The 12,653-nt window shown below is 55.5% G+C and carries 12 protein-coding genes, 1 tRNA gene and 1 pseudogene; 2 read left to right on the forward strand and 12 right to left on the reverse strand.

Annotation, left to right across the window (positions count from 1 at the left end):
* Positions 1 to 84: 84 nt before the first annotated feature.
* The 6 genes and pseudogenes from K7R23_RS08425 to K7R23_RS08450 all read right to left on the reverse strand — a co-directional run bounded on the left by K7R23_RS08425 (position 85) and on the right by K7R23_RS08450 (position 4,795).
* Positions 85 to 1,402 (reverse strand): annotated as a pseudogene (locus K7R23_RS08425) (IS4-like element ISCro6 family transposase).
* A gap of 77 nt (positions 1,403 to 1,479) precedes the next feature.
* Entirely contained in the window at positions 1,480 to 3,051 is a 1,572-nt protein-coding gene (locus K7R23_RS08430; protein WP_012904571.1) for an IS66-like element ISCro1 family transposase, read from the reverse strand.
* Positions 3,052 to 3,070: 19 nt separating this feature from the next.
* Positions 3,071 to 3,418 carry an IS66 family insertion sequence element accessory protein TnpB gene (tnpB, locus tag K7R23_RS08435; RefSeq protein WP_012904570.1) on the reverse strand — a complete coding sequence of 116 codons (348 nt, stop codon included), beginning with the start codon at positions 3,416 to 3,418 and terminating at the stop codon, positions 3,071 to 3,073.
* The gene (tnpA, locus tag K7R23_RS08440; protein ID WP_012904569.1) at positions 3,418 to 4,095 is read right to left on the reverse strand and encodes an IS66-like element accessory protein TnpA; all 678 of its coding nucleotides are present in this window, start codon (positions 4,093 to 4,095) and stop codon (positions 3,418 to 3,420) included. Before tnpA (K7R23_RS08440) ends, tnpB begins: the two co-directional genes overlap by 1 nt.
* A 36-nt stretch (positions 4,096 to 4,131) precedes the next feature.
* Positions 4,132 to 4,533: an IS200/IS605 family transposase gene (tnpA, locus tag K7R23_RS08445; protein WP_024132944.1), complete on the reverse strand. Its 402-nt coding sequence runs from the start codon at positions 4,531 to 4,533 to the stop codon at positions 4,132 to 4,134.
* Positions 4,534 to 4,719: 186 nt separating this feature from the next.
* Positions 4,720 to 4,795 (reverse strand) — tRNA-Ile (locus K7R23_RS08450).
* 125 nt (positions 4,796 to 4,920) lie between these two features.
* Between K7R23_RS08450 and mug the strand changes: the two genes are divergently transcribed.
* Entirely contained in the window at positions 4,921 to 5,427 is a 507-nt protein-coding gene (mug, locus tag K7R23_RS08455; protein ID WP_012907659.1) for a G/U mismatch-specific DNA glycosylase, read from the forward strand.
* Positions 5,428 to 5,531: 104 nt separating this feature from the next.
* Here mug and rpoD read toward each other — a convergent pair whose 3' ends face one another.
* The 3 genes from rpoD to rpsU form a co-directional block, all read right to left on the reverse strand.
* On the reverse strand, positions 5,532 to 7,376 hold the full coding sequence (gene rpoD / locus K7R23_RS08460) for an RNA polymerase sigma factor RpoD (protein ID WP_012907658.1): 1,845 nt from the start codon (positions 7,374 to 7,376) through the stop codon (positions 5,532 to 5,534).
* A gap of 150 nt (positions 7,377 to 7,526) precedes the next feature.
* Positions 7,527 to 9,275 carry a DNA primase gene (dnaG, locus tag K7R23_RS08465; RefSeq protein WP_012907657.1) on the reverse strand — a complete coding sequence of 583 codons (1,749 nt, stop codon included), beginning with the start codon at positions 9,273 to 9,275 and terminating at the stop codon, positions 7,527 to 7,529.
* 113 nt (positions 9,276 to 9,388) lie between these two features.
* Positions 9,389 to 9,604 carry a 30S ribosomal protein S21 gene (gene rpsU / locus K7R23_RS08470; RefSeq protein ID WP_001144069.1) on the reverse strand — a complete coding sequence of 72 codons (216 nt, stop codon included), beginning with the start codon at positions 9,602 to 9,604 and terminating at the stop codon, positions 9,389 to 9,391.
* Between the two features lie 228 nt (positions 9,605 to 9,832).
* Here rpsU and tsaD point away from each other — a divergent pair, with 228 nt between their 5' ends.
* A complete protein-coding gene (tsaD, locus tag K7R23_RS08475; RefSeq protein ID WP_012907656.1) occupies positions 9,833 to 10,846 on the forward strand; it encodes a tRNA (adenosine(37)-N6)-threonylcarbamoyltransferase complex transferase subunit TsaD in 1,014 nt (337 codons plus the stop codon).
* Positions 10,847 to 10,885: 39 nt separating this feature from the next.
* Here tsaD and ureG read toward each other — a convergent pair whose 3' ends face one another.
* From ureG to ureE, 3 genes are read right to left on the reverse strand one after another with little or no spacing between them, the layout of a single operon-like run.
* A complete protein-coding gene (ureG, locus tag K7R23_RS08480) occupies positions 10,886 to 11,503 on the reverse strand; it encodes an urease accessory protein UreG (RefSeq protein WP_012907655.1) in 618 nt (205 codons plus the stop codon).
* A gap of 9 nt (positions 11,504 to 11,512) precedes the next feature.
* Entirely contained in the window at positions 11,513 to 12,187 is a 675-nt protein-coding gene (locus tag K7R23_RS08485; protein ID WP_012907654.1) for an urease accessory protein UreF, read from the reverse strand.
* Positions 12,187 to 12,645: an urease accessory protein UreE gene (ureE, locus tag K7R23_RS08490; protein ID WP_012907653.1), complete on the reverse strand. Its 459-nt coding sequence runs from the start codon at positions 12,643 to 12,645 to the stop codon at positions 12,187 to 12,189. Before ureE ends, K7R23_RS08485 begins: the two co-directional genes overlap by 1 nt.
* Positions 12,646 to 12,653 lie beyond the last annotated feature (8 nt).

The raw sequence follows: 12,653 nt of genomic DNA on the forward strand, positions 1-12,653 counted from the left end.
GGCATGGGAAAGGGTACCGTCTGTAGGCCGGATAAGGCATTTCGCCGCCATCCGGCAAAAAGCCTCCGAAGCGGATAACACCGTTCACTTAAGATGTTTTGAGTGAACGGGATACTGGGTTTTTGAGATTCTGACGGTCCTCTTTTTGGGCCGTTTTCTCTTTTCTGGCAGGATAAATTGCTTCACATTCTCCCGCATTTTCTTTAGCTTCGTTGGGATCGTCCCCGGTTTACCCAGTGAGCACCAGACAAGTTCATCCTGGATTAGTCTCATCGCCATCACGAAGCTTATCCGCAGCGGCGGCACTTTTGCTTCCCGTGCTATCTGACTCATCTCCATCCGTATCAGATTATAGGCCGTCAGCAGGCCCCATATTTCCTGGTAAATCCCGCTCACTTTCTGACTGCGCAACAGCGTGGCTGTGCTCAGCTGGAACTGTTTCAGTTCTCCATAACCATTTTCTATGCTCCATCGTTCCTGATATACATAACGCAGCGCCTCTGCCGGATACTGCCCCGGCTCTGTCAGAGAGGTGATAAAACCTTTGTAATCGCCTGATTCATCTTCATATTCTATTAGCCGGGCCTGCCAGTTTTCTGGCAGCGAACTGTCCTGTTTGCGGGCCTGCGGCGAGACCTGCATCTCCACCAGATGGTCTCCTCCGGCGAAGGTTTCAACTATGCGGTATTTTGTATTGCCCTTCAGGGGAACCAGCCAGTGCGCTTCCTGCTGCCTGCGCTGCCAGTTAATCAGTAACTCTGCAGACAGATAACATCGGTCAAACAGGGTCAGGCTCTTCGCCTGCGGCGATAACTGCTTCGCGTAACTGACCTCGCCGGAGTTTGCCGGGCCGAATTTTACGCCGTGAATCAATCTGCTGCGCAGTGACATCATGGCGCACAGCCTGACCATCGGGTACTCGGTGTGTCTGTCCGGACGATGCTTTATGTACTCAAAATGCCCAGCAAGTTCGGGCGTATCGGGAGTACGAAAAAGCGTGCCATCAACGGCAAACAGGCGCAGCCCGTGCCAGAGGTCATCCTTGTCTTCCTGCTGCGTCCAGTGGCTGGCCGTCAGGGTGAAGAGCTCCCGGAGCGGTTCATCACTGAGTCTCTGACGGGCCCGGGCAACAGAGCTGGCGGCGAGAGTCTCGCCTTCCTGTGAACTCAGGACGAGATCGAGTTTTGTCACAACGTCCGTGATGGAGCGGTCGCGATACAGGCCCATGCCCACAATCAGCCAGACCACGAGTTCTGCGGGGGAGCTTACGTTTACGGATACTGGCTTTATTGGTGGAATCAAGGACCTGAGAAATCCACTCAAGGAGAATGGCACGCTGAAAACAGGAAAGTGAAGCGGGTTCAGCCCAGGTCTGGGTATCGTCAAGCCAGGTCGAAAGCATAAAAAAGCCCCATCAGAAAATTGATGAGGCTATTGTCACCTACCCACGTAAGCGGCTCGCCAGAACCGTATTGATATTTACTGAGAGCTCAGATCAACTTTCCAGGGCAACAGATCGCGTACCCGATTTGCCGGCCAGTCCTGGATATGCTCAATGACGTAACGCAGCCATTTTTCTGGCTCCACATTGTTCAGACGGCATGTGCCGATCAGCGAGTACAACACCGCCGCATGTTCGCCACCGCTGTCAGAACCCGCGAACAGCCAGTTTTTCCGGCCTACGGCCACTCCCCTTAAGGCGTTCTCTGCGATGTTGTTGTCGATTTCCACCCAGCCATTACTGCAGTACACGTTCAGGCTATCCCACTGTTTCAGCAGGTATGCGAACGCTTTTGCCGTATCCGAGTGACGCGACAGTGTTTTCATCTGAGTCTGTATCCAGTCATACAGTGACTGCATCAGTGACGCAGCTCTGGCTTTTCTTGCCGCCAGACGCTGTTCTGCTGAACATCCCCGGACTTCTGCTTCGATGGCATACAGTTCACCGATACGCTGCAGGGCTTCCGTGGTGATATCGGTTGGCGCTCTTGCATGCACATCGTGGATTTTTCTCCGGGCATGGGCCATACACGCGGCTTCCGTTATTCTGCCGGATTCGTATAACGCCCGGTAGCCACCGTAAGCATCGGCCTGAAGCACTCCGCTGTAACCGGACAGGTGATTCTGTGGATGTATGCCTTTCCGGTCCGGGCTGTACGCGAACCAGACCGCCGGGGGCATCTGTGAACCGGCGTTACGGTCATCACGGACGTAGACCCACAGCCGGGCTGTCCGGGTTTTACCGCTGCCCGGCTCCTGGACCGGGACGGGGATATCATCAGCATGGACTTTACCGGGCATCAGCACATACTGGCGCAGGACGTCATACAGCGGCTCCAGCAGTTCAGCAACAGCACCTGTCCAGCGCCCCAGTGTGGCACGGCTCAGCTCCACTCCCTGACGACGGTATATTTCTGACTGGCGGTATAACGGCAGATGGTCTGCATATTTCCCGGTGACAACATGGGCCAGAAGCCCCGCTCCGGCATAACTGCGTGCAATGGGTTTTGAAGGTACTGGTGCCTGCACGATATGGTCGCACCGGCAACAGGCCAGTTTCGGACGTTGTGTTTCGATAACCTTAAAGGCGCTGCTGATAAGCTCCAGTTGCTCTGACACATCACATCCCAGAGAACTGAGTTCACCACCACAGGCAGGACAGCATTCCTCTTCCGGCCGGATAACCCGGGTTTCACGGGGAAGTGAGGCCGGTAACGGTTTACGGGCTGAAGACTGGCGCAGGGCGGATGGCAGTGCCGGGTCATATTGCTCACCCAGCGTTTCAGCCATTTCTTCCTGAAGTGCGCTGATTCTCTCCTGTGCATCCTGTATCTGCCGTTCGGTTTTTGCGCGAAGTTTTTCTGAGCTTTTACCGAACTGCATACGTTGCAGTTTCGCAACCAGCGCCTTCAGCCGGTTGATTTCGGAAGCATAAGCCGCCACCCGCTGTGAGAGCAGGCGGTTGTATTCGGCCATCTGGCGGATGGTGTCCTGTTGCGTCTGCAACAGTGCCCGCAGGCGGGCGTTCTCATGAGCAAGTGAGGTGTCCATATCCTCACTTTACAACGGGTTATATGCGGATTCCAGCGCGTTCCGTTCGTTTCGGGTGCTTCCAGTTGATACCTTCAAGAAGCATGGATAACTGAGCCGGAGTAAGGTGCACCTTGCCGTCACGGGTGACTGGCCAGATGAAGCGGCCCCGCTCCAGGCGTTTGGTGAAGAGGCACAGTCCGTCACTGTCAGCCCACAACACTTTTATCTGGTCACCCCGGCGTCCGCGGAAGATGAACAGGTGTCCGGAGAACGGGTCATCCTTCAGGACGTTCTGAACTTTTGATGCCAGGCCGTTAAAGCCATTTCGCATATCGGTGATACCTGCAACCAGCCAGATACGCGAACCTGCAGGGAGAGATATCATCAGTGGCTGCTCCCTTTTATTTCGCGGATAAGTGTCTGTAATAACGCCGGCGTCAGTTTACCTTTAAGCCTGAGAGTTCCGGCCGGCAGAACCAGCTCACAACACAGACTGTCGGACGGTGTATTTATCTGCTCTGGTTCCTGTGCGGGGGCCGGGATTTTATTATCCGGCTCCGGCGTTAACGTCACGGGAAGCAGTGCCGGCATATTTTTTCCGGAAGGCAGCAGGCCACCTTTCCGGTATTGATGGCGCCAGTTGAAGAGCAGGTTATCGTTGATTCCGTTTTCCCGGGCGATCTGCGCCACACAGGCTCCGGGCTGCAGTGACTGCTCCACTAAGGCGATTTTAAACTCATAAGGGAAGTTGGGCCGCCGGGGACGTTTTTTTACCACGGGGGTTTCGGATATAACGGTGCTTTCAGGACGTACGACTGGTACCGTGGAAAATTGTCCGTAAAGGCAGGCATCAAGTTCCTGCTCCGACATGCCTGCGGGCAAAGGCCACGAAAGGCCAGCTCTCCGAAAGCGCACGAACATACTACAAACTGTTGATTTTGGTACACCCAGGCGACGTCCGGCCACAACCCGAGGTAAATGTTCTTCGAAGTGAAGGCGTAAAGCTTCAGTAATCCAGGTCCGGTATTCCATACGATAGTGTCCACTAAAAATGATGGACATTATTTTTGTGGAGCCGGAGGAAACAGACCAGACGGTTTAAATGAGACGCTTACAGTGCTTTATGTAATCCTGTATTTTCGCCGTATTTTTACCTACCGTATCGACGTAGTACCCTCTGCACCAGAACTCCCTGTTCCTGTATTTAAATTTCAAATCCCCAAACTGCTCGTAAAGCATCAGACTACGTTTCCCTTTCAGATATCCCATAAAGCCGGATACGCTCATTTTGGGCGGGATTTCAACAAGCATATGGATATGATCTGCGCAGCATTCAGCTTCCAGAATCCGTACGTTTTTCCATTCACACAGCTTTCTCAAAATACTGCCTATTGCTCTACGCTTCTCGCCATAGAACGCCTGTCTTCGGTATTTTGGCGCAAAAACTATGTGATATTTACAGTTCCATCGGGTGTGCGCTAAGCTCTTTTCGTCCCTCATTGGGACCCCCTTTTGATTTCTTGTTTGACACTTGCAGTTGCCAGACCGCAAGGTGTTTTAACAAATCAAAAGGGGTTTTAATAACTGGCCCAAAGCTGAAAGCTTTACTGAACCCCCAGCCTAGCTGGGGGTTTTCTATAGACAAAAAAGGCTTAGATAATCTCTTATCTAAGCCCTTGATATATCTGGTGGCCCCTGCTGGACTTGAACCAGCGACCAAGCGATTATGAGTCGCCTGCTCTAACCACTGAGCTAAGGGGCCGTGGCGGTGAATTATAAAGTAACTCCGTCCTGCAATCCAGCCATAACCGCACGTGTGCTGATTTATTAAACAACGTATTTTCAATCCGTTATACTTTTATCATGATGTATTGTTCTGGAGAAATCATGGTGAAGGATATTTTAGCGCCCGGACTGCGGGTAGTGTTCTGTGGTATCAATCCGGGGCTCTCTTCGGCGGGAACGGGGTATCCGTTTGCACATCCGGGGAATCGTTTCTGGAAGGTTATTCATCAGGCCGGGTTTACCGACCGTCAGCTGAAGCCGGAGGAGGCTGAACAGCTACTGGATTTTCGCTGCGGCGTCACCAGACTGGTCGACAGGCCGACGGTGCAGGCCAATGAGGTCACGCGCAAAGAGCTGCATGACGGCGGGCGCAACCTGATAGCCAAAATAGAAGATTATCAGCCGCAGGCGCTGGCCATTCTGGGCAAGCAGGCATTTGAGCAGGGCTTCAGCCAGCGTGGTGCGCAGTGGGGCAAGCAGAGCATCACCATTGGCGCGACGGAGGTCTGGGTGCTGCCCAATACCAGCGGCCTGAGCCGCATTACGCTGGATAAACTGGTTGAAGCGTACCGGGAGCTGGATGAGGCGCTGATTACGCGCGGGTTATAGAAAATGTAATGGCGATGGCCCTGACTTAACAGACCGGGTTTGCGCCGCAGAGATAAAAAAACGCCACCTGGAAGGTGGCGTTTTAGCAGGCTTATGCGACGAGATTAATCGTCGAGGAAGCTACGCAGCACTTCAGAACGGCTCGGGTGGCGCAGCTTGCGCAGCGCTTTCGCTTCGATCTGACGGATACGTTCGCGGGTAACGTCGAATTGTTTACCCACCTCTTCCAGCGTGTGGTCGGTGTTCATATCGATACCAAAACGCATACGCAGGACTTTCGCTTCACGGGCAGTCAGGCCCGCCAGTACGTCATGAGTGGCGGCGCGCAGACTCTCCGTGGTCGCTGAATCCAGCGGCAGCTCGAGGGTGGTATCCTCGATAAAATCACCCAGATGCGAATCTTCATCATCGCCGATCGGTGTTTCCATAGAGATCGGCTCTTTCGCGATCTTCAGCACCTTACGGATCTTATCTTCCGGCATCAGCATCCGCTCGGCCAGCTCTTCCGGCGTCGGCTCGCGGCCCATCTCCTGCAGCATCTGGCGGGAGATACGATTGAGCTTGTTGATGGTCTCAATCATATGCACCGGAATACGGATGGTGCGCGCCTGATCCGCGATAGAGCGGGTAATCGCCTGACGGATCCACCAGGTTGCATAGGTGGAGAACTTGTAACCGCGACGGTATTCAAACTTATCTACCGCTTTCATCAGACCGATGTTGCCTTCCTGAATCAGATCGAGGAACTGCAGGCCACGGTTGGTGTACTTTTTGGCGATCGAGATAACCAGACGCAGGTTCGCTTCAACCATCTCTTTTTTCGCACGACGCGCTTTCGCTTCGCCGATAGACATACGACGGTTGATATCTTTTACCTGCTCAATGGTCAGCCCGGTCTCTTCTTCAATCTGATGCAGTTTCTGCAGACCGCGATGGACTTCATCCGCCACGTCGTGCAGTTTCTCAGACCACGGTTTGTTCATCGCGATAGCCGCGTTGAACCAGGTTTCGCTGGTTTCGTTGCCGGTGAAGAGGGTGATGAAATTCTTCTTCGGCATTTTGCACTGCTCAACGCAGAGCTTCATGATCAGACGTTCCTGCGTACGCACGCGGTCCATCATCACGCGCATACTGTTCACGAGGTAGTCGAACTGCTTCGGCACTAGGCGGAACTGCTTGAACACTTCGGAAAGCTTGAGGATCTCTGCCTGCGCATCCGCGTGGCTACGACCTTTCGCTTTGATGGTGTCACGCGTCACTTCATACTGCGTGCGCAGCTCGGCGAATTTCTCACGCGCCAGCTCAGGGTCGATGCTGTTGTCGTCGTCCGCGCTATCGTCGTCTTCTTCTTCGTCTTCATCCTCATCGTCGTCCAGATCTTCCTGCGACAGTTCAGAGCCGACGTGCGTGGCGGTAGGCGCCAGATCTTCTTCCGCGTTCGGATCGACGAAACCGGTGATCAGATCGGACAGACGCGCTTCTTCAGCTTCAACGCGATCGTACTGCTCCAGCAGATAAGTAATGGCTTCCGGGTACTCGGCAACCGAGCACTGAACCTGATTGATCCCGTCTTCGATGCGTTTTGCGATGTCAATTTCACCTTCGCGGGTCAACAGTTCAACGGTGCCCATTTCGCGCATATACATACGCACCGGGTCGGTGGTACGACCGATTTCGGACTCTACGCTGGAGAGAACTTGCGCTGCCGCTTCTTCTGCGTCTTCATCGGTACTGGTGGTGTTTTCAGCAAGCAGCAGATCATCGGCATCCGGCGCTTCTTCCATCACCTGAATACCCATGTCGTTGATCATTTGGATGATATCTTCAATTTGATCGGAATCGACGATATCTTCCGGCAGATGGTCATTGACCTCGGCATAGGTCAGATAGCCTTGCTCCTTACCACGGGTGACAAGAAGCTTCAGCTGTGACTGCGGGTTTTGCTCCATAAGACGGTATCCACACTTAATTCGTTTGATTGGTGTCAGCCAGCGTTGCCGCCAACATTTAAAGCGAGGGCGTACTTATATTGTTGCCGCTGCCTCTCAGTGCGGCTGTCGGGATCTTCCCGAACGATATTCGGCAATTAAGCCTTCTGTTCATTTACTTTTCGCCAGCTCCTGGCTTAGGGTCCAGAGCTCCCGGCGTTCTTCGCTGCTTAAACCGTGTGTGCGCTCGCGAGCAATCAACTCTTCCTGGCGCAGCTCAAGCATCGAATCAAACATATGGTTGAGTGAGTCGGTGAAGGTTTTTTCAGCAATATCCTTATCTGCTATATCGTCCCACAACGACAGTTTTTCAAGGGTGGCCGCATCTTTTGTGCCACGGTAGTGCTCTAAAAGTTGCCCGGTGGTCAGCCCGGGCTGGGACAAACAAGTGTTGACCAGTTCGGCGAATAAGCCAAGTCCGGGCAGCTTATTGTGGTCCAGTCCGCCTAACGGCGGCACCAGCGGCGCCAGTTCCGGATTTTGCACCAGTAGTCCTATCAGTATACGCATGGTCGTGCGTTTTAGCTGAGGAACGGGCCGGGAAGGGCCATTTTCAGATAATTTTGGCATTAATCGTTCAAGCTGGCTGTCGTCGAGGATGCCGAGCTTGTTGCCTAATTCCTGGCGCAGATAGATACGCAGCGTTTCGCCAGGCACCTGGGTAATCAACGGCAGCGCCAGCGTGCTAAGCTGCGCGCGCCCGTCCGGCGTGCTCAAATCAACCTGCGGCAGCAGACTGTTAAACAAAAACGCGGAGAGCGGCAGCGCCTGCTCCATCCGGGCTTCAAATGCCGCTTTTCCCTCTTTACGCACCAGCGTATCCGGATCTTCGCCGTCGGGTAAAAACATAAAGCGCAGCTGGCGTCCATCCGTCATATAAGGCAGAGCGGTTTCCAGCGCGCGCCAGGCGGCGTCTCGTCCCGCCCGGTCGCCGTCATAACAGCAAATCACATTGTTGGTCGCCCGAAACAGGAGCTGGATGTGATCGGCGGTGGTTGAGGTGCCCAGCGAGGCCACGGCATAGTTAATGCCGTACTGCGCCAGCGCCACCACATCCATATAGCCTTCCACGACCAGCAGACGCTGTGGGTCGGCATTATCCTGCTGCGCTTCATACAGGCCGTACAGCTGACGGCCTTTATGAAAAATATCGGTTTCCGGGGAGTTGAGGTACTTCGGCAGGGCATCGCCCAGCACCCGACCACCAAAGCCAATCACCCGGCCACGCTTGTCGCGGATAGGGAACATCACCCGTTCGCGAAAGCGATCGTAACTGCGTCCCTGATCGTTGGTGACCAACATGCCCGCATCAATAAGCGACTGGCGATTTTCACTATTGCCGCCAAACCGTTTCAGGACGTTGTCCCAGCCGGGGGGCGCAAAACCAATAGCAAAACGCGCGATCACCTCGCTACTGAGTCCTCGCTTTTCCAGATACTGGCGCGCAGGGGTAGCGGCGGGTTGCATCAGAGATTGCTGATAAAACGTATTCAGACCGTCCATCAATTGATAAAGATTCTGCCGTTGATGGCGCTCTATCTGACTGGGGCCAGAGCCTGCTTCAAACGGAACTTCAAGGTTGTGCATCGCCGCCAGCTCTTCGACGGTTTCCACGAACTCGAGCTTGTCGTAGTTCATCAGGAAGTCGATCGCGTTGCCGTGCGCGCCGCATCCAAAGCAGTGGTAAAACTGTTTTTCACCGTTTACGGTGAAGGAGGGGGTTTTTTCGTTATGGAACGGACAGCACGCGTGATAATTCTTGCCCTGCTTTTTGAGCTTCACCCGCGTGTCGATCAGATCGACGATGTCGGTTCTTGCCAGCAGATCATTAATAAATACGCGTGGGATTCGTCCAGCCATAAGCCCCGCAAGTAGTTAGCATTCATAAACGAAAATAAGCCGCGCATTCCTTTCGGAAGCACGGCCTTACAACTACAACTCTGTCTGAATTGAGAGCCTTAACCCTCAACGGATTAGTACAGACGAGTACGGCGTGCGTTTTCGCGAGCCAGTTTCTTCGCGTGACGTTTCACTGCGGAAGCTTTAGCGCGCTTACGTTCGGTAGTCGGTTTTTCATAAAACTCACGACGACGAACTTCCGCCAGAACACCTGCTTTTTCGCAGGAACGCTTGAAGCGACGCAGAGCTACGTCGAACGGCTCGTTTTCACGTACTTTAATTACCGGCATGTGCCTCTCACCTTTGATTAAATCGGTTTGCCGCTGGCATCAGCGCCAGCTTATTTCAAAATGGTGCGGAATTTTACTGCAATTGCTGCTGCTTTGTAAAGCACCGCGGCCTTTTTTGAAAGGGACTTTTGTAAGGGGGCAGAGTATACACGAAGTCGGGTCGCAGGGTATACATCGACCCGTATTCGCCCTAAACTGCGCGGTAATCAAGCGAGGTAGAAACAAGTCATGCGTGTACTGGGAATTGAAACATCCTGCGATGAAACCGGCATCGCCATTTACGACGACGAACAAGGTCTGTTAGCCAACCAATTGTATAGCCAGGTGAAATTACACGCTGACTACGGCGGCGTGGTGCCGGAACTGGCCTCCCGCGATCACGTGCGTAAAACCGTACCGCTGATCCAGGCGGCGCTGAAAGAGGCGGGGCTGAGCGCAAAAGAGATCGACGCCGTGGCCTATACCGCCGGTCCGGGCCTGGTCGGCGCGCTGCTGGTAGGCGCAACGGTCGGTCGTTCGCTGGCGTTTGCCTGGAACGTGCCGGCTATTCCTGTGCACCATATGGAAGGGCATCTGCTGGCGCCGATGCTGGAAGATAACCCGCCGGAATTTCCGTTTGTGGCGCTGCTGGTATCCGGCGGTCATACCCAACTTATCAGCGTGACCGGAATCGGTCAGTATGAACTGCTGGGCGAGTCGATTGATGACGCCGCAGGCGAAGCGTTTGATAAAACCGCCAAGCTGCTGGGGCTCGATTATCCGGGCGGCCCGATGCTGTCGAAAATGGCCGTGCAGGGCGTCGCCGGACGTTTTGTCTTTCCGCGCCCGATGACTGACCGTCCGGGGCTGGACTTCAGCTTTTCCGGCCTGAAAACCTTTGCGGCCAATACCATTCGCAGCAACGGCGACGACGATCAGACCCGCGCCGACATCGCGCGCGCCTTCGAGGATGCGGTAGTTGATACCCTGATGATCAAATGCAAACGCGCGCTGGAGCAGACGGGCTTCAAACGGCTGGTGATGGCGGGCGGCGTCAGCGCCAACCGCACCCTGCGCGCGAAGCTGGCGGAGATGATGCAAAAACGCCGTGGCGAAGTGTTCTATGCGCGCCCGGAATTTTGTACCGATAACGGCGCGATGATCGCCTATGCCGGAATGGTGCGCTTTAAAGCGGGCGCGCTGGCCGACCTTGGCGTGAGCGTGCGTCCGCGCTGGCCGCTGGCGGAGCTGCCTGCGGCGTAACCTCTTTTCTCTTGCCCGGCGGCGCTACGTTTGCCGGGCCTACGCCTTTAACATGCCTTTCTCTTCCAGGAACGCAATAATCGTCGCCAGACCCTCTCCCGATTTTAAATTGCTGAATGTCCACGGGCGATCGCCGCGCATCCGCAGAGTATCGCGCTCCATCACCTCCAGCGATGCCCCGACGTAGGGAGCCAGATCCGTTTTATTGATCACCAGAAAATCGGATTTGGTGATCCCCGGCCCGCCTTTACGCGGGATCTTCTCACCCTCCGCCACGTCGATGACGTAGATGGTCAGATCCGCCAGCTCAGGGCTGAAGGTGGCGCTCAGATTGTCGCCGCCACTTTCCACGAAGATCAGCTCCAGATCGCCGAACTTCTCGCTTAATGCTTCTACTGCCGCCAGGTTCATTGAGGCGTCTTCACGAATGGCGGTATGCGGACAGCCGCCGGTTTCGACGCCGACGATGCGATCCGGCGCCAGCGCGCCGGCCTCGGTCAGAATGCGCTGATCCTCTTTGGTGTAAATGTCGTTAGTGACCACCGCCAGTTGGTATGTGTCGCGCATGGCTTTGCATAGCGCTTCCAGCAGGGCGGTTTTTCCGGAACCGACCGGGCCGCCTACGCCAACGCGCAGGGGATGCTTGTAATGACTCATGGTTTCTCCTCAGGAGCGGAATAAACGGCAGTATTGGGTTTCGTGACGGGCCGAGGCGATAGCGGCCAGCGGCGTGGCGGAACCGAGGTGTTCGTCAGGACAGTCCAGCGCCTGCGCCATGCCCTGCGCATACTGTTCGCAAAGCGAGGCGATCAGCCGCTGCGCCGACTGCTGGCCGAAGGGCACCAGCTTAACGCCCGCCATTACGGCGCTTTCAATCCAGCTGTAGCCCAGGGTTAACGCCAGATCGCTCAGCGACAGCCGCCACCGCACGCCGAGCCAGGCCATCCCGCAGAGCTGGCTGTCGGCGAACAGCGTGCGCCAGGCGGGCGGACAGTCCGGTATCCAGTCTGTCACCAGCCGGGTAAACGCCGCCCCCCGGTTGCGTTCTTCTTCGCGCAGTTCGCGGGTCTCCCGGCAGGCCAGCAGATAGGCCGTCCAGCGGCGGGCGGCCACGAGATCGTTCTCTTCGCAGGCGCGATAAAGCCGGGCGAACAGCGGCAGGTCGACGGTAAAAAAAGCGTGTTCCATCTGCTGTCGCTGCCAGCGCTCAAAGGCGTCAATGCTGTTCACCCAGCCGCATTCCACCGCCCACTCAAGTCCCTGGGACCAGGTAAACGATCCCACCGGCAGGCTGGCGCTGGCGAGCTGCATCAGACGCAGCTGTTGTCGGGCGTCGCGCATCAGTGCGCATGGCCGTGGTGATGAACGTGAGTTTCGCTGGCATAGGCGCCCGCTTCCGGTTCAAACGGCAAATGGGCGAATGTCACCTCCAGGTCGAACTGGCGTAGCATGGCGTCCAGAACGTGATCGTGGTGATAACGCAATTCGTCCGGCAGGATTTGCAGTGGAACGTGGCGGTTGCCGAGGTGGTAACAGGCGCGGGCGAGCAGGAACGGACTGGCGCAGCGCACCACCGAAACCGCTTCGTGGGCGGCCACGATCTCCACCACTTCCGTTCCGTCTTCATTACTCAGACGGTCGCCGCCGCGCAGCAGCAGGCCGCGCGGCAGCATCAGCCCCGCTTCGCGCCCGTCGTTCAGCCGCACTTTGGCCCGGCTTTTTACGCGGATATCAATCGGCAGCGTCAGGGTAGCGGTGGCTTGCGCCGTTGACGCAACGCGTTGCGTTAATAGCAGCATGTCGGCTC

This window comes from Citrobacter rodentium NBRC 105723 = DSM 16636, from assembly GCF_021278985.1.
Classification (GTDB): Bacteria; Pseudomonadota; Gammaproteobacteria; order Enterobacterales; family Enterobacteriaceae; genus Citrobacter_A; species Citrobacter_A rodentium.